Origin of the sequence: Paenibacillus sp. IITD108 (assembly GCF_036541265.1) — a bacterium.
Classification (GTDB): domain Bacteria; phylum Bacillota; class Bacilli; order Paenibacillales; family Paenibacillaceae; genus Pristimantibacillus.
This window is the reverse complement of the sequence record NZ_JAZHCT010000022.1, coordinates 51,166-78,150: the sequence shown is the minus strand read 5'-3', so window position 1 is coordinate 78,150 and position 26,985 is coordinate 51,166. Positions and strand designations below refer to the sequence as shown.

Genomic DNA, 26,985 nt, shown 5'->3' with positions numbered 1-26,985 from the left:
TTCAAGATTGTGCATATTTATCCTGTCAGCCCATGGGTCCTTTATTCCAATCAACCTTCAGCCGGGAATATGATAGGGTCGGACACCGGAACCATTCCGCTAAAGCTGTCCCAAACGAATAGCTTCACGTAATAACCTGACGGATTGTCCGGCAAATGAAAGCCCGTTTCGAAAGTGGCCGTCTTCCCCGCACCGATACTCTTCTCCACGTATGCCAGCGAATCCATAGTTGTGCCATTGTAAAGCGCAACGATAAAAGTAACGGACTGCGCTTCCTCAGTAATATTAGTCAAATCGGCCACTGTTCGCAAAAATCCGCCGCCATGCAAAGCAGATACGGGATCGCCTTCCCCATTCGTAAACCTAGGTGTGCCCATCGTGATCGGATATGCCGGTAACGCCCTTACCGGAGCGGAAGGCTCGCTCTCGCCATTTTTGTTAACAGAGGTAACGACATAATAATAGTCAACTCCATTAATTAATCCGCGGTCCTTATACTGAAGCGTGGAAGTTTCACCCACAACCTCGTAAGGCCCATCCGCCTGGACGCTTCTCATCACCTTATAAGTAACTGCTGAGCTCACCTTCGACCATGTCAGTTCTGCTACGCCATTGCCCGATTTCACGGCAACCTGTGCGGGAGGCGCGGCGGCTTCCTGAGTAATAACGAGCAGCGGCGGCTTGCCAAGCTCATGCTCCTTGGCCGCATAGTGAGCTCCCCTGCTCGCCGGACCTGCTGATTGAATGAAGAAGCTTGCCGCTTCATCCTTCTGTTCCCTCACAAACTCCGTTACATCGAACTCGATGTATGTTCCAGCGACAACGCTGTTGACCTGCACAGTGGATAGCGCCACAGCAGCGGCGGCAGCGGCAGGCTGGTTGTCATGCACAAGCTCTGCTTCATTCCATGTGTCGTCATTTAAACCAAATATCGTAATTTGGTAGCCATCAGATGGCGTACTGGACTCAAGCTCGGTAACGAATACTTTAACGACAGCCCGGTCAACCATAAAATCATATTCTTCAGGCAATTCGAACTTCAAATATGCCCGGCGAACATCCGAGCCCGATGAGTTGCTCTTAATGTTCATCGTCGGCTGTTTCCCTTGAGCCGCAAGTCCCGTCCTGACGTACGTATCGTCCTTCGCGGTCGCCTCATAATAATATGCGTATACATGAACGAGCTGCTCAGCTGTATATTCGCCATACGTCGCGATAATTTTCGTCGTGCCGGCGGCAAGAGGAGTTATCAGCCCGTCAGAAGATACTGCTGCAGCTTGCGGATGACTCATGCTGAATTCAACTCCCGGAACAATCGGCCGCTCCGTCCCATCGCTGAATACACCGATAACTTGCGCCTGATAACCGTCTCCGCCCGCCACCAGCGGCGGAACATCAGCTATACGAATACTCGTCAGCTCCTCGGCTGGCTGCTTTAAAGTGACGACCAGCAGCGGCGGCATGTTCAGGCTCGTATTTTCCCTTGAAGCGTAATCCGCGCCCAAATTGTCTTCAACGCCAACCAAGCGGAATGAAGCGATTCCGTCTGTTTGTGCGCTGACGAAGTCAGTAACGTCGAACTCCACATAAGCTTCGTTCTGCGTAACATGAACGTTGTCCAGATCGGTCGCTGACTGCGGCTGGTTAGCCTCGGTTATTTTCATTTCCGTCCAGCTATCGTCCTCGATGCCTTGCGCAGTTACGTGATACCCATCCGGGTTGCCGGATTCCAGCTTGTTGTTGTACAACATTAAAGTTGCCGACTCGATCTCGCCATTCAACGAATCGAGATCAAATTTGAGAAACACCCGGCGCTCATACCCGCTGTTCGGCGCAACTCTCTCTTTGATCTTCATCATCGTTTCCGTGCCAAAATTCATATTCGTATACGCGGCACCATCCCGGATCATACTGTCCGCCATTGCCGTAATCGTTACCTTATTTCCCTCAATGACCGGATCGGGCACCGGAAATGGCTCCGGCTCCTCCGGTATGTTTTCGCTGACATTATCAACGAAGTCCACGCCCAAATTGCCGCTGATCGTATTACTTGCAGCCAGCGTGTAGGTGCCTGCGTCGATTCTCACTCCGTTGCTGTTGCCAGTAATAGTGTTGCCTTCAATTACAATGTCTTCAGGGTCGCCTTTCCCGACATTACCTGCATTTGCGTCGCCATTATCGTGTTCCAGCACAATTCCCCAAAAACCGCTCGCTGTATTGTTCGTAATCGTATTATTTCGAATGATTGTGCGCGGCGCGTTTTGAATATAAATGCCTTTAGAACTGCTCGGCTCTGTCGTTCCGCTAATCGTGTTCCCTTCAATCAATGTGTCCGGCGAGCCGAGATGAACCTTTATCCCTTCACGGGAATTGGTTATCGTATTATTGACGATATGATTGAACGGTCCCGAAGCGTCATGATTGCTTGGCGCTGCGCCGCCGGTATTACCCAGCGCGATTCCCGCGCCAGTCAGAACGCCGGTAATCTGATTGCTGTCAATTCTGTTCAAATATTCATCTTCTCCGTGCAGGTCAATGGCGTCCAGCCGCATGCCGTCAAAATCATTATGCCGAACCTCATTATTATGCGAATAGAACTGAATAAGGACGCCGTGGCGCATATATGGCCCGACAAACTGGCTGTTCTCCACCACATTATGTCTGGAATCATTGGCATAGCCAAGCCGGTCAACCTTCGCTATTCCTTGAATCGAAACCCCGTAGCCCGCTCCGCCGCCGCCTACATCGGTCGCGTTCTGAAAAAGTGAATTTTTGACAACGACATCCCGGCTTTTGCTGATTCTTACTCCCATACGCTGAAACTTCTCAATCGTAACAGAATCAATCGTTATATTATAAGAAGGCTGATTCAAGCGATCCTCAATATAAATCATATTCTCCGGACCGCCGCGATCGGGATTATTCGCCTGATGATTAGTTGAATAAGGTCCGTCAAACGTTGAAGTAAGCGTCAGATAGGAGATGACGATATCATGCAGGCCGAATGCGTTCATCACCTTGCTGTTGGCGGTATTTCTGTCAAAATGGGATCTTAGAATCGCTCCAGACTGGCTTTCTCCCCGCATATTAACGCCGTTTTTCAAAGCGATATGCGAGGTGGCGTCATTAGATAGCGTGCTGATCAAGTCATACGTGCCATTCGGAAAATAAATCTCGTCACCCGGCAGCGCCGCCGCAATTGCCGCATTGATTGCGGCTGTATCGTCCAGCCCGTCGTCCGGTATTGCGCCATAACTCGGGTCGGTCACATTAATGGTCGATCCCGTAACCGCATTAGGTGTATGCAGCGGATAAGGATTGCCCTTGTTGTCGAACATGCCCGCAATCGTGTAAGGCGTCGTGTCTCCCGGAACTTCGGGCGGCGGCGGATTCAAATCCGCGAGCACTAATCCGTCCGGGTGCGGCGGATAAATATGCACATCCGTCAAGCTGTTCCACAAATTCGCAGTGTTGCCGTACCCTGTAATCCTTACATACCGGGCATCCTGATCGGCTACGTCGAATGGCTCCAAACCAAGCGTCGTGCCGCCGCTCTGCCCCTCGAATACCTTGGTGAAGTTTACGCCGTCAAGCGACAATTTAATGTCGAAGAAGGTGCTTCTCCGATCGCCGCTGGCGAAAGCTATGCCCAGATAACCGACTGTCTTCACGCTGCCGAGATCGTATTGAATCCATTGTCCCGTACGCTCCCCGTCGATCAATGCGCTCTGGGCGGACCAGCGCGTGTTCAGATCATCGTCAAGCGTATTTTCCGGAAAGTTGCCATCATGCCCGCTCGCAGTTACTTCCAGCACTTCAAGCTTAGTTGCTGTAGAGCCAGGCGGCTCCGGCTCAGTGTTCCCTTGCCTTGTCAGCCTTAATTCAGGATGCCGGGAAGCACTTGTGTTCTCTTTCGTATACAGGCTGACATTGCCGTTCGCTCCGCCAACATCCGCTACAATAAACGTAACGTAGCCATCAACCCCGTAGTTGTTCACGAAATCAGTCGCATCAATGACATAGTGGATTTCAGCTGTCTGATTGGCCGCTATATTAAAGGTGCCCAGCTCAAACGCGCTTACGCCGGCACCGCTTATGTCGCCTGTCGACGGATCGATATTGCTTGCCGTATTCCAGGTAAGATTCGACTCCGACCACGCGTCATTCACTATTCCGTATACCGTAAAGGTAACGCCTTCAGCTGGAGGGTTGCTGCCGATTTTCCCAGTTAATTTGAACTGGGCCGACTCAACCTGCGCGGCATCGGTTACTGGAAACTTGTAAAAGCCTAAGCGGGCTTGTGTCGGAACCTCGCTTTGCGCCCGATTTCGCTTCAAATTGAATATTCCAATTGAACCGCCTGTGTTATCGCTGAAATTAGTATCCTTTGCGGTTATGTCGATCGCCGCATCATCCGAAGGGGCTATCGTTTCCGTTACCGGCTCCGCAGCAGCTGCCTTCTCCATGGCGAGTGAAGACAAAAGACCTGCGATTAACGACAAACATAACAATACGCTTAATCGCGCTTTCCATAGCTTATTCATCGACGTTCCTCCCAAGCATTATTTCCAAACAGGCCGTCCTCTGAATTACATTTATGGGAACATGATCGCCTCGCCAAGCGGCTGCATACTATCCATGCTGTCCCATACAAATACTTTTACATAGTAGCCCTCCAACTGCGCGGGCAGCGTAAAACCGCCTCCCGAGCTTACCGTTTGCCAGCCTTCCGCTTCACTTGTGACGACAGCAAGCTTCTCAATCGTGTGATCAGGCCGGTATAAGGCGATGATCGTAGACAGCTCTCTCACTTCATCCTGATTGCTGCGAATTTGCATATTAACCTTTAAGAAGCTGGAAGGGATAAGCTTCGTTACCGGCTCGCCCTTGTAGTTTGTAAAGTTAACCCGCTCGATCGTTACAGGCGTCAGCTCGACAAGAGTCTCACCGTAAATTTCTACTTCTGTTACACTGTTCCAGCCGCTTGAAGAATTGCCGTAGCCGATCAGTCTGACGAATCTTGCGTTTCGTTCGCCCAGCTCATACGTTTCAAAACCAAGCGTCATGCCGCTCGACTCCACATTTTGCATCACTCTGGTCCAGTTCTGGCCGTCCATCGATATCTCCATATCGAAAAATGACTTTCTGACATTCCCGCTGGCATAAGCGATTTTCATATAGTGCAGCTTTTGTTCGCCACCCAGGTCGAACTCGATCCATTGCGGCTCGCGATTGCCCAGATCGCCTGTGCTTAGCGCCGACCATCTCGTCTGGAAATCGCCATCAATCGTATTGGACGGCACGTTGCCGTCATCGCTGCTTGCTGCCACACGAATGACGCGCAAAGCATCAAGCCCAGGGCCATCCTCTAGCGCTGCCAAGACCAGATTAGAAATGCTGGAGACGTTGCCCGCTTCGTCCTCAGCGCGGATTGCGAAGAAATAGGTTCTTCCGGCGGCGAGTCCGGTCACATTCATACCCTGCTTCGTACCGACGATCTCAGGCGAGGGCTCGCCGTTTGCCCGCGATGCTGCTTCCCACTGTGCTTCATTCATAATAGGCGAAGCGCTGTAGCGGACATCGTAAGCCGCCGCGGTGCCGCTATAGCCGTCGTTGCCAGGTGCTGTCCATGCCAACTGAACGCCCGTTTGTTCGGCAGCAGCTGCGCTTAAATCAGTGATCATGCCGGGAGCCGTCCGGTCTTCAGTGAATGCGGTTGTCGCATTTGCCGAATTGGACAAAGGCGACATATTGAGATATCCGTCTCCTGCCCGCATGGCAAAATAATAAGTCGTATCTGATAGTAAGCCGCTTATTCGCATCGTTTCGGGCGATCCCGCCGCAGCAGGCTTAGATTCGCCAGTCGCAAGCGCTGCTTCTTCCCAATTGCTGTCTGTAATCGGAGCAGTGCTGTAGCGGACATCATAAAACGCGGCTGTTCCTATCTCACCGTCATTACCCGGCGCCGTCCATGTCAGCTGCACCGCATCCGGACTAAGCGCTGTCGCACTTAGATCGTTAATGGCGGAGGGTGCTTCCGTATCCTGATGCCCGCTGTCCGCCATACGGATAATAAGCTCGCCTTCACCGGTCAATGCCTCTAGCTGTGCATAGCCGTCCACGCTGCTTACTGTTATCGCAGCCCCATTAAATGAAGCCGATTCAGCGACTTTTCCTTCCGGCAGCTTAAAGCTTGCGGAATACGTTAATTCCGGATCATCCGTAGACAGCCTTCCGATGTATTGTGATCGGCTGCTTATGTCCATCGCCAGCGTAATCCGCTCCGAGGAACGGAACAATTGTTCACCGTTATAGATGAGCTGCTCCGCTTCCCGCGCGGCATACTGCTGTACAAGGCCATTGTCGCGCGCGTACGCAAAATCCCCGTCCGTCGCCAATCCGCCAAGACTCACCACATCCGATCCTTGCTGAACAAGGTAAGTATCCATATAGCCGTCCATTTCCACCGTTCCGCCGACTCGCTGCCCGTTGCTCATTTCCGTTACTTGCGGAATTGCAGCAGTAATCGCCTGCGGAATTAATATTTGGATGAAATTGGCACTCGCAGCATTAACGGTTGCTTTAACATAATCGCCTTCTATATAGTCATCCTTGACATAGCTGACTTCGCCTTTCCAATTCGTCAATTCCGCTTCATCAGAAAAAATCCATGCCGATAGCTTGGAGGATGAGCCGTAAGCGTCATTGCCATATATCCACTGCCGGAAATTGCCCTCTCCGCTCATGCTGCCCCGGCCGCCATGCAAATAAAGATCAAAGCTTCTCTCACTCGTATCCTTCGTTCTTGCCTGATCGATAACGACGAAATACTGCTCATTCGGAAAAGCGACTGCTCTTTCAATATAGCCTAAGCTCTCGCTATCAGGCGGGAATAGCAAGTCATTCTCCGAATCGCTTGGATCATTCGTCATTTGAATGTATCTACCTTCCTTTTGCTGAAAATCAAAAAAATCGGTGTCGATGCTGTACTTTGATTCCGGCGTTACATTCTGAGCCATGTCCACTGGCCAATAGCCGTCCATCGTCAACGTATTATGAGCGGGCGCCGTACGATACCAGGAGCGTCTGATCGCTTCTCCATAGCTGGATCGGCTGTAGCCCGCGTCGCTGGCCATCATTTGATTTTGCGCGTGAATAATGAAGCTCAACTGATCAAAGTGGTTATGATTATCCATATCCGCTACGCCCTGGAACAGCAAATAGCGGGTCGAAGGATCGCCAACCGCCCAGTTATTCCTAAAAATCGTCTGCCCGCCTTCATTAAAGAAGGAAGTGCCCGTGCCGGTCGGAGCAATCGGTTCAATGGAAGGATCATAGGTCAAATACCGGTCTAAGTCCATCGTGTCATCGTAGCTTGCGCCCGTATTATTGCCGAACTCGCCGCCCCAAGGCGATTTGTCGGCCGTCATATATCTCCACTGGAACAGATTTCCCCACTTCGCAGTCTCGTGCAGCGTCGTCGCATCATCCTCTGTCATAAACTGGCTGGCTACCATACTCAAATGGTTGTGTCTGATATAGGAGTCCGCGAAGTTCGGCATCCAGCCATTGTTATTGGAGACATGGAATTCCCATTCGAATGCAGGCTTGAACACTTGGAACAAGTCAACGCCGGATACATTTTTGTAATGATACAGGAAGGGCAAGAAGTTTATATGGGAGTAGATATAATATTGCGAGCCTTCGCGATATACGCCGTCAGAGCTGAAAAAATATTTCGTATTTGTATTCGCCATCTCCAGCGCTTTCTTCAGCCATTTGGACGCATCCTCGTGATCCGACATGACCAAAGCAAGCGAGCCGAGTCCCCATGCCGGCTTGGAACGGTGATTATGCGGCCTCGGTCCCCAAATATGAATCATATCGTGGGTGAGGTCAGCTTCTTTGGCCAAGCGGCTCCTGATTGCCTGGTCTTGCTCCGCCGTCAATTCGCCTTGCACCCAGTCATAAGCCGCAGCAAAATTTTGCACCCATAATGCGCGGTACGTTTCATCGACAGGACTGCTGGATGCGACGGGATCGCAATCGTATATCGGGCCGTCAAATGCTCGAAGCAATGAGGCAATTGCTCGAGTCTTATGCATCTCATTCCCTTCCATAATGAACATGAACGCGTTATACTTGGCGATTCTCGCCATATCGCCGTAATAGCTATGCAATGAATCCGAGGCACAGCCCGCCGTTGGCGCATTCGGCAGCGCCATCGTTAAGTACGGGCTGCCGGAGATGGAATTCCATAGCGACTGCGCATAAGCGTCCGCATTGCGCTTCGCGTAAATCGCGGCGGTCTCGTCCGAGCTGAACCACAGCTTCGGATGAACCTCTTCGGCGGGCAATACCGGAATTTCCGGTGTTACGAATCCGCTGTAGCTTTCATAATCCGGAGCGTCTGCGCTGACGAGCGGCAGCGGCATCATTCCGATGACAAGGCTGACGGTTATAATCATCGCCAGCAGCTTCTTGCGTTGTAATTGTTGCAGCTTCAAGCAAATCGCCTCCTCTATCGGCTATTAATTGATGAACTCGACATATTGCAGCAAGCGCTTCAGCATAACGGCGGCTTGCGCTCTTGTCGCTTGCTTCCGCGCCTCAAAGCGATTATCTGCCATTCCGTTCATTACACCTGCATGCATGGCTTCTGCAACTACTTCCCTAGCCCACACACTGATCGCATCCGCATCGCTGAATGTCATGAACAGCTCATTCTGACGCTTATCATGGACAGATGCGGACTTGCCGGCAGCCTTCAGCGCGCGAACGGCCATAACCGCCAGCTGCTCCCTCGTAATCTGCTCGTTCGGGCGGAACGTTCCATCCTCGTAGCCTGTAATCAGTCCTGCGTCCACCGCAGCCGCTACTGTCCCGGCATGCCAGTCATCCGGCCGCACATCGTGGAAAGCTGAGGCCGTCGCCGATCGCTCCGCAAGACCAAGCGCCCTTACGAGCAACGCCGCGAACTGCGCGCGGGTAATTGGGGCGTCTGGCTCATAAGCGGTAGTCGTCATGCCATGCACGATCAGCTTTGAAGCTAATTGCTCGATATCGGCCCGTGCCCAATGAGCGGCTATATCAGAGAAGCTCTTGTCCCCATGCACGACCAAATAGATACTGTTGCCGGGACGTTTAATTACTGCTTGCCGCTTGCCGTCAATCATCTCGAATAAGGTAGGGGCAAAGCTCAGATTCTTTGTCACCGGATCGTACAGCACGCCCGTGCTGCGATTAAAATCGACTTCAACCGGAACATGAATCATCCGTTCCACATAGACGCCGTTATAATCAGTTATCGCCCTTTCACCTGTTGGTGAGGTTATAACAAGCTTGAAGCCAAAAGCTCCGGTAAGCGGTTTCAATTCTTGAGCCAACAAAGCTTTCTCGATATCGCCGCCCCCGCTGTTTCCGCTGTTCCCGCTGTTCCCTCCGCTCATCTGTTCCAGCGTAATCTCAACATTGATGTCCGCTGCATTAACGTCTGTATTCCAATCTTTAACCCATGCTTGCAAATCCAGCCGTTCGATTGGCAAATGATAGCTTGCGGATAAAGTTTGGATAACTACGATTGCATCAGACGTCTTCTTCGCCCCTTCGATAAGCGCATGAACAGGCATGCTAACGACTACAGCGGGCAAGGTGTTTTCCACTATAATGCGCATAATGCTTCCTGCGCCGTTGCCTGAAGCATTCTCTTCCTGGTTCCGCAGGGTCGCGAATCCGTGCGCAAGCATATCTGTGTCCATGTTCAGTCTATGGGCGGGCTTGCCTTCCCCTGTCATTCCATTTTGCAATTCGTTTGCATTTGCTTTATACTGCACGCCGGCTCTCGCCCCTTCGCCGAACGAATGCCATTTCGCATCCGCCGGCACCATTCCTCCGGCAGGCGGTGAAGTCGACCCTGGTTGTCCAGAACTCATGCGGAAGGTCGTTTCCAATGGCTCTTCTATCCCTGTCCCTCCAACACGAACCTGATAAACGCCATTTATAACGGAATTTAAAGTAAACACAAACTGGTAATGCCCGTCTTCCCCGCTAGTCATTTGATTCAAATACTCGGCCTCTCCGCGCGGATTTGTAACGATAACTGTCACTTCGCGGCCTTCGCCAGAAGCAATACTCCCTTTTATCGTTATGGTGCGATCCGCCACACTGGCTGCTGCCGTAATTCCCGCTTCAGCCTTCGCATCGCTAATTCCGCCTGGCAACAATCCGCTGGCCACGAGTATTAAACAAAGCGATAACTTTACCCAAAATTTTATGCGATAAGTAGCATTAAGCCTTGATTGCTTGGCCATTCCAGCACCTCCTGATTTTCATTGGTCGTGAGCCTCTAGTCTGCTAAACTCCCGATGCCGCTTTTTATCAAAAGCCTTTGCCTAAAGTGTTAATTCAACTTGGCCACCTCCTATTGAAACCGCTTTCTATTTTTGGTGCAAAAATAATAATGAAATTGTTCCACCTCGTATACTATTGGAATATCCAGCAAAACAGTGAGGAGATTTATTATGTCAGGTTGTCATTTTTTTATGTGATCGCCAAGAATGCTTCATTCCCAAGTAGAAACGCTGAGCGACCTTGGCTAAGGAGGTGCCGTTTCTCGGTGAAATATAGGAGCAAGTATAAGTTGAAAACATATACTTTCCTATATTTTGAGGTTAAGCGGCTCTGCGACCTGTGAAAATTACAAGTTTATTATGAAATAAAAAAAAAGCGGGCAGGGATCCAAACCCTGCACCGCCATTAATATACTCGACTATCAGCTGCAAGCTATAGTCTATTTAACAAACTTCAGCTCGCCAAACTTGCTCGGAACATGATAATTTACTGCTCCTGTCGGAGACCATGCCCAAAAATGAAACTTTCCGCTCTGATCCCCATCGATCCGATATGCATTCCATTTCCACACTGTCCCTTCATCAGGCACAGCTTCCAAGTCAGCAAACGGAAAATGAAGCTCATAACGATATTGTCCCTCAGACAGCTTATCTACCGATGTACGCATGCCATGTGCGTCCCAAGCAATATCAACTGTTTTATAATCGGATGTATCGCCTGTGCCCGTTGAATGACGTTCCCCCTGAGCGCGCGCCATATCTGTTATTTCGATTTTGGCATCGAAAATCACATTGCGTGGGCTGACTTCAAATTCAAAATACTTGTAGCCTGTACCAGTCGTGTCGATAAACACCTCGACAACGTCTTCATTGTATATCGGATCATCTCTATTAATCATGGTGGCAATTATATGATCGTCCTCACAATCAAAGCGGACATGTAGTCCTTCCTGCGACCAGCACGCCCGGACGCTTGTATGCAGACGAGGCTTATCGCCTGTTACTACATCCAGCAGCGTTATGTCAGGCAATAGATTCCAATCTGCTTCTACTATATTTTCTACATACTTGCATTCATATTGCATGTCCATTCCCTCTCCTCGACAGCATAATGCGATTCTCTACCTATCATAGCAGAAGGAAAGAAAAGCCGCATATAATATTCAATAGCAATCGTGTCGATTAATTGCAGATAAGGCAGCAAGCTAACAATGAATCATCTATCATTCACTGTGCTTTTATATACTCATATCTTAAAAGGATCATTAAGCTCCTTCAGCCGCTTGAGGATCTCTTGCTCGAGCTGCTCGGCTATTTCATGCTCTGACGCATGCTCCAGCTGCAGCGGGTTTAACTGATAAGGGTCCTCCTGCAAATCATAAAGCAGCCTCCGAGTTTTACAATCGGGAGCATACCCATTGTCTATAATGTAGGAATAGCGTTTAAAACGAATGCCTCGCCAGCCATAAGCCAGATGGTTGAGGCCCGCTTCTTCAAATTCCTTTATCGCGACAAGCCTGCCGGGATACGCACTAATAAAAGCAGCTCTTTCCTCAGTGCTTTCGCCTATACTTTCAGCATGCGATGAGTTCAGCAGCAATGGCGCTGCCGAGCTTCCTTGTACAGTGCCCGGAATCGACAATCCAGCCAAATCCAACAATGTCGGCATAATATCTACGGTGTTCAAAACTTCTTCGCATACATGCGCACGCAGCCGCTCCGGCCATCTGATCATAAAAGGCACACCGATCGATTCTTCATGCCAGGAATGCTTGGCGAACATGCCATGAGAACCGAGCAATTCGCCGTGATCGGAAGTAAGCACGACAATCGTATGCTCCGCAATGCCCCAGTTATTCAACGACTCCAGCAATCTGCCAAACTGCTCGTCAATGCCGGAAATTGCCGCGAAATAGTCTTTGGCGGATCGTTCCCACTGTTCTTCGCCGCCTGGAATCGTCTCGCCAGTGTGCACTAAGAAAGGATCTGCAATCTGCACATTAGCGCGCTTCTCTATTGTTTTATCCTTGTACAGCTCTTTATATTTTTCTGGTACTAATTCAAAAGGGCTGTGCGGCGGGTTCCAGGAAAGAAACAGCGCAAAAGGCTTGTCCTGCTGGCGCTTCTCTTCCATAAAAGCAAGCGCCACATCTGTCTCATGCGCGACAGACCATTCATTGATTTGAATTTGCTCCGGGCTGTCCTTCCAATAATGCGGTGTCAAATGTTCATCGAATGTGCCGTAAGAATACCAATAATCAAAGCCCATGCGCTTAGGCCCCGGCGGCGTATAGGCATCCCATTCCTTGGCTCCCGAAGCCGGATTCGGCTCTACATTTTGCTCCGGCAAATCCAAATGCCATTTTCCGATATAACCAGTCTCATAACCGCCCGCCTTCAGCGCATCGCCTATTCCTGTTTCCTCTGGCGACAGCATGACCGATAGGCCGTTTTTGCAATTGGTATATACTCCAGTAGATAGAGCATATTTGCCCGTCATTAAAGATGACCGATGCGGCGAACATAGCGGCGTACAGCTTACTGCTTGGGTAAAGACGGCGCTCTCTTGCGCAAACCGGTCCATATGAGGCGTTATCACTTCATCCTGCTCCATAAATCCGACTGCCTGCCTGCGCCACTGATCTGCAAATACATATATAATATTAGGTTGTTTCAATTTAATCTTCCTCCTGCCAGGCTCTTATTGGGGTAAAGGTGCCTAGAACCATAATTTGCTCAAACATAGAGCGGCGAAGCTTCATAATAAGGATTAATCCTGCGAAATGAGCTTGTTGAAAAGTATAAGATGAAGGTTGGACAAATGCTTGTAGAAGCTAAGTACATTTTGTGCATCTAGATTTTTCTTTTTTATCGAATAAACGATTCTAAATGGATTTCATGCATCTAGTTTTATCAAATTACCCTATTTTTTGAGAATTGCGTCAAACTAAATGCAGTTTTTCCCCTTAGAATCACAAAAAAGCCAAATTCCTTAAAACTAAACACAGGAAATACAGTTAGTTTTAGTGCGTGAGAGCTTGTCCCACATAAGTTAGTTTTAGCGCGTGAGAGCTTATCCCGCATAAGTTAGCTTAGCGTGTGAGTACTCGTTCAGCTGTGAAACGCAGCTCTGATGAGTATTTGCTCACAGATAGCGTCTCCCAGATTCGTGACAAAATAATCAGTTTTCAAACAGGCAAAGGCAGCTTGCGCCGCCTTTGCCTGTTCCCTAGCCTTTCACGCCAGAACCAACGATACCTTTTACAAAATAGTCCTGAGCCAGCACATATACAATTATTGTAGGAACGATCGATGACACTGCTGCTGCCATAAGCAGCGAATACTCTGTATTGTACTGTCCGATAAAATGCTGCATACCGAGCTGCAAGGTATACAAGTTATCCGAAGTCAAATAAATAAGCGGTCCCAAAAAGTCATTCCACGTATGCATAAAGGAGAAGATGACCAATGTAGCGATCGCCGGCTTCGTCAGCGGCAGCACGATTCTTAAATAAATGCCGAACTCGTTGAGCCCGTCGATTCTAGCCGCCTCCAGCAGCTCGTCAGGAATCGAAGAGAAAAACTGGCGGAACAAAAATACGCCGAACGGGCTGACCGCGCCGAGCAAAATCAACGCCCAATGCGAATCGATCAAGTTGAATTGCTTCATTAGAACGAATTGCGGAATCATCATCACCTGATAAGGAATCATCATCGTTGCCAGGTAGACGAAAAACAATCCGTCGCGCTCGGGAAATTTTACTTTTGAAAAAGCGTATCCCGCCATGGAACAGGTAACCAGCAAAATTGCTATTGTAATGACAACGATTTTTATCGTATTCAGATAGTACAGATGAAATGGAATTTGCGTCCATACATCTACATAGTTGCTCCAATAAAACTTTTCCGGTATCCACTTAATTGGGAATCCGAATATTTCATGCTCCGCTTTTAGCGATGATGACACCATCCATACAAAAGGGAGCACCATAAATGCCGAAGTAATGGTAAGAATAATATACAGCAACGATTGTTTAATCGTTTGCGACCGCTTCATTGATTGTTTAGATGAACGGTTCTCTCCCGTTTGCTTTGCAATGCTAGCTTCCATCTGTTCTGCTCCTTCCTATAAAGCCTAGTAATTAACCCATTTATTCTGACCTTTAAACTGCAAATACGTGAAGACAAGGATGAGCATAAACAGTACATACGCCATAGCCGAAGCATAACCGAAGCTGAACTGTTTAAAGGCTACATTGTATATGGTGTATACAAGCACCTGCGTGGATCTGCCAGGTCCTCCTTGCGTCAGAACAAAGATAAAGTCAAATACTTTAAAGGAGTTAATGACCCCCATAATGACCGTGAAGAAAATGATAGGGGAAAGCATCGGCAATGTAATCCGGAAAAACTTTGCAACCGCTCCTGCGCCGTCAAGCTCCGCAGCTTCATATAAATGATCAGGAATGCCTTGCAGCCCTGCTAAATACAAAACCATGTAGTAGCCGATCGAATGCCATATATAGACGATAGCTACCGATACTAATGCCCAAGCGGATGCGGAGAACCAGCCTGGCGGCTGATCAATGCCGATATTCCTCAAAATATTGTTTACCGGCCCCATACTCGGGTTCAAGATGAGCTGCCATACTACGGCAACTGCAATTGTTGCTGTTACATACGGAAGAAATACTGCTGTACGGAATAATTTAATAAACTTAATGCCCGCGTTGAGCCAAACCGATACGATAAGCGCTAAAAATAAAGTAATCGGAACAGAAATAATGGTGAAAATTATACTGTTAATAAAAGAGATTTTGAAGTTATCATCTTCAAATAATTTAATATAATTGCTTAGGCCTACAAACTTAAGCGGCCCAAAACCATTCCATTCTGTAAAGCTCATAAAAAATGAAGCCAATACAGGTAAAAATACAAACAAAGCAAATCCTATAATATTCGGCAACAAAAATGTATAGCCGGTTATTCTATTTCTTCTTGTCATCGAGCTTTTTTTGCGCATCCCGCACACTCCTTAACCAAAGGGCAAGCCTGCACCATGCCGCTTCTTAGCTGTCATAAACAGCAGGCTTGCCTATGGATATCCGCTATTTCACTAATCTAGAGTCAATTTCATAATCTAATTGGCATTGCTGCATTATAAAAAATGACTCCTATGGGACGATTATTTTGAACCGATTTTGAACTGATCCGCATAAATGCTGCCCCACTCTTTTTCAACACGCTCAGCAATTTTGGCAATCGCTTCATCCGGTGTTTGCTCTCCAACAAACACAAGCTCGCCTTCTTGCTTGAATATGCCGTTAACGACAATGTTTTTCACGCCTGGAAGCATTGGATATTCTGGAACTGCCTTTGCGTCATTAAAGTAATTGATATGCTCTGGCTTTTGCGATTTGTCTCCCGCATAAGCCGCTCTTACCGCGTCATTCGTGAAGCCTGTCAAATAACCAAGACCTGCGAAAATTTCCGCGCCTTTGCTGCCTGTCATAAACTCAATCACTTTAAACGCTTCTTCCTTGTGCTTAGAATTTTTGTTAATCATCAAAGCTACTGGAAGCTCCAGGCTTGTATTTTTCTCTACGCCTTCTGGATGCGGAATAGGTACTACATCCCAGTCAAAGCTGATTTTGCCTTCTTTTTCTGCCGTTCTAAGCTGCGCCACATGCCAGTCGCCCATCAAGTTCATTGCGATGTTGCCTTTTTGGAAAGCCGCATTGTAATGCGCGCCGGAAGCGATTTGCTCAGACCATTTCATGATAGAACCGTCAGCTTCCATATCCAATCTGAACTGAAGCGCTTTCTTGAACGGCTCCATATCTTTGTCAATAATCGTTGCGCCAGCTTGTACAGCCTGCATATACCATGTTTGAGCCCAAGTGTGAAGGAAAGCACCATAAATTTTGTCTTGTCCAGAGCCCTTCGTCATTTGCTTCGCTACCTCGCGGAACTGGTCCCATGTCATATCATCGCTTGGATACGGCACTTGGAATTGATCAAACAAATCTTTATTGTAATACAGCATCCAGTTCGATTTGCGGTAAGGCAAGCCATAGGAGTTGCCGTTGATCTTCATTCCCTCGAACATTTCACCGTAACCGGAAACATCCACATTGTTATTTTTGATATAATCATCAAGCGGTTCGATAATGCCAGTGTCAATCATGGAGTCAAGCACTCCACCGAACAAGTCGTACTCTACGCCACCGGACAATTGAATGCGAAGTTTTTCGTAATACTGATTCGCCGGGAATGTAATGAACTTAACTTTAATATTCGGATTTTCTTTCTCAAACTCTTTGTAAGCCGTTTCAAAAGCAGCAAGATCGTCAGGCAGCACCGGCACTGTAAAATTCACCGTCTTGGAGCCGCTGTTATTTGGCGTATTGCCTGCACCATTTTGTTCTGTATTCGCAGGCTTTGTATTCTCTGGAGCTTTCCCCCCGCCGGAGCACGCCGCCAATAAACCGATAATCAGCGTCAGAGATAATAGTAATAACCAGCTTTTTTTCATTTTGCAATCCCCTCTCAGACATGTTATACTTCGTTACAATTTATATTGTAAACGCATTCTTTAGTAATCCATAAGTTGAATCTTTTATACCCCCTTTTGACGAAAGGCGTGCGAAAATGACTTATTTATCCATTGTTTTACTGCTGTTCACCGTTGTGTTAACCTACAAAAAACTGGCCAGTCTGTCCACGTATTTTCTGTATGGCATTATTATGGGGTGGATGCTATCCTTCTTTTCTTATATTTTTTATATAAGCAAATTCAATGTGTATTACGATAAGGTCAGCAAGTTTTATGATTTCAGCCCTGGCTCCTGGAATCGGCTTGTATTGGAAAATTTCGATCCTAACCTGCTGATCCGCCTATTTAACATAGGCATTATTTTATTCGGCTATTCCTTTCTGCTCTTTTCGATTTCGTATACGTTGGGGCATCGCAAGCTAAAAAATTTATACCTGTATATCCCGATCGTATTCTTAATGATCATACAAATTATTTATTACGACCCTTCGTTCAACATGGCTTTGCAGGATCATTTTTACAGTCAGAGCTTTAACCAGGGATTGCTGTTTAATCGATACAGAGATGTTATTTATATCGTTACGTTGTGGTTAAAAAATGCCGCTATCTTCACTTCATTTGTATTACTGGGGCTTCATTTTATTAAAAATTATCGCGTTCATTTTTTACACAGATACACGTTATATCATATTGTTTGCCTGTTTCCAGTTGCGGTTATTCATATTATCATGTTTTCATGGGCGCCAAAAATATTAGTAAAACCGACTTATCTTAAAGAATTTCCCAACTATTTGAAACCGCAAATAAGCAATATTATTTATGAAATGAATTGGTTTCCGATTATTTCTATTATTGCGCTCGGCAGCATGATTTTTACATTTTCTCGCTATACCTCTATGGAGAAGCTTGATAAATTCATTAACGCAGATATTAATAAAAAAATTAAAACAGCTTCGCTAGGTGTGAAAGCCTTTACGCATTCTATAAAAAACCATATGCTGGCCATTCGTTCAGAGGCTGAATTTTTAAAGGAACGGTTCGCTTCCGATCCCGAAGCGCAGTACAGCTTGTCGCTTATTTTGAAATCCTGTGCTGATTCTTATCAAACGATTAATGATGCTTCCAACAAATTGAACAGCATCTCGCTGTCGTTGAAGGCGATCAAGCTTCATGTGCCTATTGAAAAAGCCATTGCGAAGCTATCGACAGAACAAGCACAAATACCAATTACAGTAAAAAGGGAATCTATGGGCAGAAAAGCGTTTATCGATGAAAACCATATGTGCGAGGTATACTACAATATCATTATTAACGCGATTGAAGCGCTGCAAGGCCAAGAGGATGCCGCAATTGTCATTACGATAGAGGATCAAGAGGATTGGGGCTTTGTATCGATACAGGATAACGGCCCCGGCATTGCTCGAGAACATCTGACAGATGTTTTTTCACCTTTCTTTTCAACCAAATCATCCGCCCGGAATTGGGGTGTCGGCTTGTCTTACTGCCATAAAATCGTAACTGCACACAATGGAAAAATGGAAGTGGACAGCCAGCTGAAAAAAGGAACCGTATTCAAAATATTACTGCCTCTTATTTAACTTGTCGATTCATTGTAGACAATTTTGAAAGCGGCAGAAAAGAAAACGAAGAGCCAGATTGGAACTGGAGAAGCGGCAGCGTCCGCCTTTGTCGGACAATTTAAATCTTTATTGGTTTAAACGAATTAAAAAATTGTCGGACAACAGCGGTCGGAAGTCCAACCTGGATCGTAGTGGTCCTTCTTTTCTTCCGCTTATGGTCTATTCACAATGAATCGATACTCTCCCCAGGTGAAATTGTGTAACTATCATGATGAAAGAGGGTGGCGTGATGTCTAAGATAAAGATTGTTATAGCAGATGATATGGAAGCTCACCGCCGCAGGCTGGAACGCATTATTCATACACAAGCAGATTTTGAAATTATGGGCTCTCTGCATACCGGTGCAAGCACCGTTCAGTGCGCGCTGCAGAGCAAACCGGATATTATATTGATGGATATCGAGATGGAGACGCAATTCGCAGGCATTGAAGCCGCCAAAGAAATTCACGAAAAGCTGCCCAATACAAAAATTATCGTGCTTACCGTACATGAGGACGATAATATTGTTTTTGCTGCTTTTCAAACCGGAATCGTCGATTATATTATAAAATCCGCAACACAAGAGGAAATTGTTGACGGGATTCGCTCCGCGTACCAGGATGATTCCCCGATTCGCCCTATTATTGCAAAAAAGCTGCGCAATGAGCTGGTGCGGGTAAAGAACATGGAATCGAAGCTGATGTCGACCTTGAATATTATTTCAACTTTAACGCCGAGCGAGTTGGAAATATTAAAGCTGCTTTGCCAAGGCTGCAGCAGGCAAAAAATAGCTGATATGCGCTCCGTAGAAATGGAAACGATAAAAAAACAAATTAACGGCATTCTGAAAAAATTCAATATGCAGCGCACGAAGGATGTCGTCAAGTTAGTTAACGAGCTTAAAATATTCGATGCTGCCAGCACCTTGTAATCAAGGAGTTGAGCCAAAATGAAACGGCTATCGCCGTCCTTATGGGGACAGCGCGTTTCATTTCAGGGTCTTCCTTCAAGGAAGTACAGTTTCTTCGCGGACTGATTTCAGTAAGATTTCTCCCCGTTATGTCCAAAGTGTGTAACGGTTGCTGCAGCCGCTAAAGAGCTGATTTTATACGGATTTTATTTTTAACGGTTGTAGTAGCGGCTATTTCGGCATTTTGGCGTATTTTTAGCAGATATTGACGAAATAGCGGCAATGGCAACCGTTAGATTGTAATACACCTTATTTTTGAACGAATAAGCTCTGCGGCAACCGTTAGATCTAATATTCACATGAGGGTATGACAAATACAAATCACTTTAAGAGTCGACAGTGGCAGCGCCCGCCTTTGTGGACCTATGCATAATGGAGCGGCAGCGTCCGACATTGTGACGGTTTTAGGCGAACATGCAGATCTAAAAGGAAAATCAGGCCGTTGAAAAACGCTAATGGAACTGAGACACGCTATTGTACGGAAATCAGCTTATTCTAAATTCTAAAGGAACTGAGAAACCTTATTTACTCAAAATACTACCTAAACGGGGAAAGGATCCCCCATAGCGCACCACAGTTCCGTTACAGTTTTAAACCACCTTTTTATTGCTAAATAGAGCCTCTCAGTTCCGTTACAATTCTAAAATTGATGGCATTATGACTTTTTTCTAGCTAAAGGACGTCCGTGTCCGTTAAGATTTTACATTTTAAGCAGCATCTGCGCCAATTCTTATTTTGTACGATCGTCCTTAATCGAGGACGTTAAAAAGAAAAGCCCATTGTACAAATCCGAATATCGGATTAGCACAACGGGCTTTTTAATTACAACAATTTATAAGTTCTTCTATAAACTTGTTCTTACATTTCTCGAAGAAACCGTACGTCCTTGAAAGACTGTGTCGTTCTTTCTTGATATGACTAACAATTAACTATATAAACTTTAGCATTTGCATCATTCGTTCAAGGATGATTGCCATTTGCGCCCGGGTCAGCTCAGCTTGAGGCATGAACTGGTCTGCTTTTACGCCGTTTATAATGCCTGCTTGAACAAGCAATTCGGCTGAAGACCTGGCCCATGGCTGTATGTCGCTCGCATCCGCAAAGTCAGAAATGCTTTTCTTGGCGTCTGAATGGTCCGCCTCATAGCCTGCAAGCTGCAGTGCGCGGACAATCATTACCGTCATTTCTTCACGCGATACAGAAGCATGAGGACGGAAGCTGTTGTCCTGGTAGCCAGTAATCAATCCGCTTTCTACTGCAATATTAAGAGCTTCCGCAAACCACTCTTCGCCGTTCACATCACTGAATGCCGCCTTTTCAGACGAAGGTGCGTATAAGCCCAGCGCTCTTACAAGAATAACGGACAGCTGCGCCCGGCTTAAAGATTGCTCGGGAGCAAAGGAAGCGGCGGACATTCCCTTCAGCAATTGTTTGGATGCCAGCAAAGCTATCGCTTCCTCTGCCCAATGCCCCTTTATATCTGAGAATGAAGCGGCTGCAGAAGGCAATTGCACAATGGCAAACCACCCTGTATTGGAGCTTTTTATAATCGCTTTTTTCACTCCATTTACAGTCTCAAAGCTGACAGGAACAAATACAAATTCCCCGCTTGCTTCATTCCACTGAACAACGGACAAACGGCTGAGGTCGACCCGCTCATCGAGAGGCAGCGAGTACTCCGCATAATACCCTCTAGGCATACTGACAAGCTTCTGCTCTCCGCTTGACGGATTGCGAAGTGTAACTTCGAGCCTTGCCATTGCAGCCGCTGGGCTGCCATATTGTTGCTGTATCGCTTCCAGCCATTTCGGCGACAGTTCTTCCGCGGCTTTGCCCAATTGGACAATAACCTGTACCTGTTCTAGCGCCAGCTTTTGCGCCTTGGCAAACTGCGGCAGTTCTTGCTCCAGCAGCCAGGCCAGCCACTGTGCAGGCAGCTTTGCTTGATACTCTCCGGCTTTAACAACAGCTTTTCCTTGTTGTAAATACTTCTTGATCAAGTCTGCATTCAGTACAGCTTCGTTAACAGCCTCACCTGTGCCGTTGCCGCCGCCTGCATTTCCATCAGGAAAAATTGGCGGCTGTACAGGCGAAGCTAATGTTTTCATATCCGCAGCCAATGGCAAAGCAGACCGGTTGCCGCTTTGATCAACTGCGTATACAGCAAAGTTATAGCTCGTTGACGGCTTTAAGCTGCTTATCGTCACTTCTGATTGATTGCCGCTTACTGCTGCCGCCAAAGTATCATTTTGAAAAATGGCATAAGAACCAATACCAATATTATCTGCTGCAGCAGGCCACTGGAGCCGCACGCTGCTTGAAGTTACCTCAGAAAACGCTAGATCAGCGGATGACTCCCATTCCGGAGCCTCACTGTCAAAAGCATATACCTTTACACTGTCGATATATAGAGGAGCGTCGGCCGCACTGTATGCGGAGCCAAATAAAATTCCGTCAATTTGCGTTGCAGGTGCGTAAAATCCAAGTCCTTGCTCAACGAGCTGTCCGTCAAAGTAAATATCATAGGTTTGTTTTTCCGTATCCACATCCAGCTTTACTGTATGCCATGCGCCAATTTTCGTTTTTGCTTTTTCCGCTGTAGAGTTGGCGCTTGCCCCTGGACCGTAATAACGCAAATAATTGTTCGAGCTGGAGCTTAAGCGGATGACTGGCGCAGCCTGATTCAACAGCTGAAACTCCGGATATTTGCCGCCTCCGAGCTCTTTATACCGCCACTGCGCAATAAATCGGCCCGATTGCGGGGCAAACATCTTTTTAATTGTCGCTCTGAAAGAAGTATTCTGGTCGTCCATTAGCACGCTTTTATTTCGTTCATCCTCATCATAAACGATATAAACAGGCGCATTGTTTTTATTTTCCACAACGATCCAGTCTCCTGGTGATCCGCCAGTCTCATAGGTTTCGAACTCTTCTGCTATAAGCGGAACAGCCCCTGTAACAAATACCGTCACGTCATCAACGTACAGCCAAACATTGTCCTCTGCATAGCCCGTTTGTATTTGCATATGGTCAATTGCAGATAATGACTGTTTAAAAGCACCCTGAACGACAACTAATTCGCCGTCCAGCCACAAATCCCACCGCTGATTGGCGATATCAGCCTGCAATTTGGCCGTATGCCAGTTAGCTGGAGCAGCTTCTTTAATTAAATGACTGTTCCCCTGTCCGTCGTTCCAATACAGCCGGTTATCCTTCAGCTCCAGTTCAATAGCGGTCTGATCGCCTTGCAGCCATTGGAATTTCGAGCCACTAGCACCCAGCATATCCGCAAATGTCCAGGCAACGTTTATAAAGCTTTCTTGTGCCGGGAAATGGGTTGACGCAACAGCTGCACCAGCGTTATTCCTGTCAACTAAACGCAGTGCATAATCTTCGCCCCCTTCAGGCGATGCAACTGTCGCAATTGTATTGCCGGCTTGCTTGATCGTCCAGCCTTGCGGCTGATTGCCCAGCTTCTCTTGGTCAAACGAAGCATGCACATGCGCAATCGGCACTTCTTCTGCTGGCGGCTGCTTCACATTCTCCAGGGAAGGTATATCCTGCTCCGGGTCAGGCCTTTCCTTAGCCGGATCGAGGTCAAACTTCACATGAAAGCTTTTGCTTAAGGAGCTGCCCGTACTTACGTTAAACTTAATCGTCGGGTGCAGCTGTGTGACGAAAATTTGCTCATCCGCTTCGATAACAGCCGCAGCAGAGCGATCAATCTCTATTTCAATAATACCAGTATTTACAAAAGTAGGATCGGCAACAACCATTTCTAAAGTATCATCACCAGCTTCCTTCAGCATAACGGAGGCTTGCCGGTTTGACGTTACCCCAGCTACTGTTTTAACTGCATCCTTCCAAAAGTTAATACCCGTTTGATTCGTAGCGCGATCAGCCACAGCATGCGCTTCAGGAGAATTTTCTATAATCTCAATAGACGGCGAATTGGCAAATTTCTCCGTTTCAGCCGCTGTACGGTTTGGCAGCAGCACATAGCTGTACGTATCATTTACTGGATTTTTGCCATGATCGAACCAAATAGACAGATAGTTCCTTGTCCGCACATCCTTACTTGCTGAATCATTCTGGTTGATAGCGTACCAGGTGCCGCTATTTGTAGCTCGGCTTGCCTGCAATACAGGCTTATCAGGGAAATAATAACCGATATCCGACCCGCTGACATTGCCCTGCAAATGGATCCATTCCGTTCCAGAAGTTTGGTTGCTCCAGCCCAGTGTGTCCGGCTGCAAAGTTCCGTCAATCGTTAAAGCATTATTGCCGGCTTCATTTAGTTTTCGCTGCTCTACGATCGTTTCAATTGTTCGATTATCCTTGCTTGTAATGCCCGATCCGAGCGCAACGATTTTATCTCCAAACATAAACCAGGATTTATTGGCGCTGAGCGTAGTTCCTACCTGCTGCAGGTTCATGCCTGAGATGCCGTCGGAACCCAAGACTGCGCCTCCTGCCCAATTGTTGGATGGCGTTGTCTCGCCGTCACCGTACTGATAGTGGTCATTTTTACGCGGACGAGTATCCACCGTTGTTCCCGGCAGCCTGTAGCGGTTCACCGTCGCCCAGAAGTCATCGGCAAACTGCGTTGCGTCCTTCGTATAAAGATACGTCATGCCATCTCCCGTATACCAGCCTTCTCCATTCTCTCCGTTTGTCAGCTCATAGGTTGCAATTCTGCGCGAGCTTTTGCTAATGCCGATAGCAAAATCCTCTTGAATATGAACGGTGCGATTCATAGCGCCAAATTCGTAATGGGCTGGCGTATCGGCAGCAGGGATAAGCGAAGCATCATTCATAATCGCTTCCAGCGGCTCGATAAGATCCAAACGCAAAGCTTTATACACATTCAACTGGGCATCGGTAGTCAGCACCCAGTGCTTCATCATTTGCTTGAAGTTTTTGGCATCGGCTTCCGGTGCCGCCATGGCCAGCCGTATCATTCCAGACATAATGCCAATCGTAGCCTGATGCCCGCTTAGTGCTTCTCTGGCAATAGCGCGGCCGCGAATCATATCCATCGTCTCACCGCGGTATATAACCGGCGCCACAGATTCATAAATCCAGCGATATACGTTCACAGCATTCGGATCTGTCACTTCCCAAGCCGTATCCTTAAGCAAGTAAAACAAATTGCCGATGCCCCTTATTAAAACCTCACCATAGCTGCCGGTATATGGAATGGTCCCGTGTTGAATATACGATCCGTCCTCATAAAATCCGTCTCCTTCTGTCACGTAAATAAACAGCGGACGGAGCTGGACAAGCACATCGTCCAAACGACTCCCGTCTTTAGTTAAAATGGCGATTACAGCTTCAATCGTCATAATATCTGAACGATTAGCGCCAGTGGAATTAAACGACGGCGACATAATATCGCCAATAAAATGATCCGCTGTCCGAACATAGCGGTCAATTTCTTCCGAAGACATTTCGTCATAAAGCATGACTAATATATCCATTGCACGCAATGGAGCTCCGATATCGAAATTCCACCAGTTTCCAAATTCAGCTGTATGTTCATTGTAGGCATTTTCATAGACCCAATCCATGCCGTATTTAATAGCCTGCAGCAGTGAATAATTATGGTATAGCGAACCGCCCTGCATCGAATAGGCATAGGACATATCGCGCAGCCTTGTTAAATACGTATTGAAGTAGCTTGAGTCTGTAGTGGAAGGCAAAATATCCGGCCATAAGGCAGCCGTATTTCCATCCGTAATCATGCTATCCCATAATTTTTGGGCACTCGTATTAGCTGCTTGAACCTGGTTGTTAATATCTTGATGGCTTGTATTTAGCAGCGGCCCGCCATCCAGCATCGATTTCCAGCGAAGACGCATTTCATCGAACTCATCTTTAGGCAATTTCGCTTCAGCTACTTCAACGGTTGTCTCGGCTTGTACTGTCTCAGATCCGTTTGTAACCGAGGCGCGAATAACAGTGGTCCCTGCTTCCAGGCCTGTTATAACGCCCGACGAATCAACTATGGCAATTGAATCATCCTCAGAAGACCATTGTACTTCACGGTTAGTAGTGTCTGCCGGATAAAATACAGGGGTGAGCTTAACCTTGTCACCCTTCACTACTCGAATAGACATCGGCAATTCAATGCTTTCAGCAGGCGTATTTCTGGCAATAACGGTAATTGTGCTCTCCCCCAAATGTCCGCCATCCAGGCTGCTGGCCGTTATATTCACGGTTCCGGTCGTAAGGCCGTACACTGTGCCATTGCTGTCGACCGTCGCAATCTCAGGATCGCTGCTTGTCCATTCTACTGCTTTATTTGTTGCCTCCTCAGGAGTAATAACGGCTTCCAGGCTTATTGTACGATCAGTCTGTACCTCAGCCGCAGCTGGATTGACCGTTACTCCTTCAACTGGCACATAGGTATCCACTGTAATAGCAGCTGTGCCCAAAAGCTGGCTATTCTCTTTGCTGGCTGCATAAATCGTTGTACTTCCATTAGCAACGGCCGTAACCATGCCTTTCTCATCGACTGCTGCAACAGCCGGATCGTCGGAATACCAGATTAAATAAGTATTAGTAGCATCAGCAGGCAATACGGAAGCGAGCAGCTGCCTCTGATCGCCGGGAGAGAGCTGCAATGCTGTTTCGCTCAAAGCAACAGATTCAACAGCGCTATAGTCGTAAACCTTAATATCGTCTAGGGTCATCTGGCCCTGCTCCCCTGTTTTCCCGATTTGCGTGAAACGAAAATGGCGCAAATTATCCCAGTTTTCTATTAGCTGCACATTTTCAGCCAGCTGCTCTCCATTGACATACAGCTGCAGCTGCTTATTATGAAGATCCATATAAACTTGAATATGGTACCAGCTATTAGGCTCATAGCTGCCCAGCATCAGTGTTTTTTTGCCATCCGGTGCAGGATACTCGAGCTTCATGCTGCCCTGGGCATCCATAATAACAGTGACATAACCTAAAACCGCCGTATCGGGCTGCTTGGTTAAATTCGCATAAAACAATCTGCGCTCGTGTGTAATCGTATCAAATAAAAAACGGCCTTCCATAACAACGATTTGCTTTGTGCTATCTCCAGGAATGGTCAGATTGCTTTTTTGAGTATTCAAATTTTTTCCTGTCGTATTGGAAACCATTGTAAAGCTCCTGCCTGCTTTATCTGGAAACACCTGCCCAAAAGCATAATCTGTCCCTGCGACTGTATCAAAAAAACTCCAATTGCCCCCGCCTCCAGCTGTGCTTGCCGGTCCTGCCGTCGACGGCTCCAAAGAATAATTGTCAAAATCCAAATGCAAATAAGTACTCCCAGCTGCTTCAGCCGTCATACTGCTCCAATTTCCTTGCGGCAATAAAGTCAGTATAAGTAATAAAATAAGACTTAACATTGCAGATTTGCGAATCAATTATTTCACTTCCTCTCGTTATATTAAGCGCTTACATTATTTTTCTTCAAAAAGCGGCAGTTTTCAAAAAAATATTCTGCCGCTTGTA

Annotated in this window: 11 protein-coding genes; 2 read left to right on the top strand and 9 right to left on the bottom strand. The window is 47.1% G+C overall.

All coding sequences use genetic code 11. The features are described from left to right. Positions 1-50: 50 nt before the first annotated feature. The 8 genes from V1L65_RS18850 to V1L65_RS18815 form a co-directional block, all read right to left on the bottom strand. The gene (locus tag V1L65_RS18850; protein WP_331700778.1) at positions 51-4,544 is read right to left on the bottom strand and encodes a CBM96 family carbohydrate-binding protein; all 4,494 of its coding nucleotides are present in this window, start codon (positions 4,542-4,544) and stop codon (positions 51-53) included. A 51-nt stretch (positions 4,545-4,595) separates the two neighbouring features. After that, positions 4,596-8,507, bottom strand: coding sequence for a discoidin domain-containing protein (locus V1L65_RS18845; RefSeq protein WP_331700777.1), 3,912 nt, complete (start codon positions 8,505-8,507; stop codon positions 4,596-4,598). 24 nt (positions 8,508-8,531) lie between these two features. Further along, positions 8,532-10,310: an S-layer homology domain-containing protein gene (locus tag V1L65_RS18840; protein ID WP_331700776.1), complete on the bottom strand. Its 1,779-nt coding sequence runs from the start codon at positions 10,308-10,310 to the stop codon at positions 8,532-8,534. A gap of 479 nt (positions 10,311-10,789) precedes the next feature. Beyond that, on the bottom strand, positions 10,790-11,434 hold the full coding sequence (locus tag V1L65_RS18835; protein WP_331700775.1) for a carbohydrate-binding family 9-like protein: 645 nt from the start codon (positions 11,432-11,434) through the stop codon (positions 10,790-10,792). A gap of 161 nt (positions 11,435-11,595) precedes the next feature. Further along, positions 11,596-13,026: a sulfatase family protein gene (locus tag V1L65_RS18830; protein ID WP_331700774.1), complete on the bottom strand. Its 1,431-nt coding sequence runs from the start codon at positions 13,024-13,026 to the stop codon at positions 11,596-11,598. 552 nt (positions 13,027-13,578) lie between these two features. Then, positions 13,579-14,460: a carbohydrate ABC transporter permease gene (locus tag V1L65_RS18825; RefSeq protein WP_331700773.1), complete on the bottom strand. Its 882-nt coding sequence runs from the start codon at positions 14,458-14,460 to the stop codon at positions 13,579-13,581. A gap of 24 nt (positions 14,461-14,484) precedes the next feature. Beyond that, positions 14,485-15,372 (bottom strand): carbohydrate ABC transporter permease, encoded by an 888-nt coding sequence (locus tag V1L65_RS18820; RefSeq protein WP_331700772.1) that lies wholly within the window; start codon positions 15,370-15,372, stop codon positions 14,485-14,487. 162 nt (positions 15,373-15,534) lie between these two features. Then, positions 15,535-16,884 (bottom strand): ABC transporter substrate-binding protein, encoded by a 1,350-nt coding sequence (locus tag V1L65_RS18815; RefSeq protein WP_331700771.1) that lies wholly within the window; start codon positions 16,882-16,884, stop codon positions 15,535-15,537. A gap of 116 nt (positions 16,885-17,000) precedes the next feature. Here V1L65_RS18815 and V1L65_RS18810 point away from each other — a divergent pair, with 116 nt between their 5' ends. Then, a complete protein-coding gene (locus V1L65_RS18810) occupies positions 17,001-18,503 on the top strand; it encodes a sensor histidine kinase (RefSeq protein WP_331700770.1) in 1,503 nt (500 codons plus the stop codon). Between the two features lie 271 nt (positions 18,504-18,774). Then, entirely contained in the window at positions 18,775-19,455 is a 681-nt protein-coding gene (locus V1L65_RS18805; protein ID WP_331700769.1) for a response regulator transcription factor, read from the top strand. Between the two features lie 968 nt (positions 19,456-20,423). Here the strand turns inward: V1L65_RS18805 and V1L65_RS18800 are convergent. Then, positions 20,424-26,897, bottom strand: a complete 6,474-nt coding sequence (locus V1L65_RS18800; protein WP_331700768.1) for a polysaccharide lyase family 8 super-sandwich domain-containing protein — start codon at positions 26,895-26,897, stop codon at positions 20,424-20,426. Between the last annotated feature and the right edge of the window lie 88 nt (positions 26,898-26,985).

Excerpts from the sequence above, each read along its gene's own strand:
- V1L65_RS18850 (WP_331700778.1), bottom strand. The coding sequence starts at position 4,544 with ATGAATAAGCTATGGAAAGCGCGATTAAGCGTATTGTTATGTTTGTCG.
- V1L65_RS18840 (WP_331700776.1), bottom strand. The coding sequence starts at position 10,310 with ATGGCCAAGCAATCAAGGCTTAATGCTACTTATCGCATAAAATTTTGG.
- V1L65_RS18835 (WP_331700775.1), bottom strand. The coding sequence starts at position 11,434 with ATGCAATATGAATGCAAGTATGTAGAAAATATAGTAGAAGCAGATTGG.
- V1L65_RS18825 (WP_331700773.1), bottom strand. The coding sequence starts at position 14,460 with ATGGAAGCTAGCATTGCAAAGCAAACGGGAGAGAACCGTTCATCTAAA.
- V1L65_RS18820 (WP_331700772.1), bottom strand. The coding sequence starts at position 15,372 with ATGCGCAAAAAAAGCTCGATGACAAGAAGAAATAGAATAACCGGCTAT.
- V1L65_RS18815 (WP_331700771.1), bottom strand. The coding sequence starts at position 16,884 with ATGAAAAAAAGCTGGTTATTACTATTATCTCTGACGCTGATTATCGGT.
- V1L65_RS18810 (WP_331700770.1), top strand. The coding sequence starts at position 17,001 with ATGACTTATTTATCCATTGTTTTACTGCTGTTCACCGTTGTGTTAACC.
- V1L65_RS18805 (WP_331700769.1), top strand. The coding sequence starts at position 18,775 with ATGTCTAAGATAAAGATTGTTATAGCAGATGATATGGAAGCTCACCGC.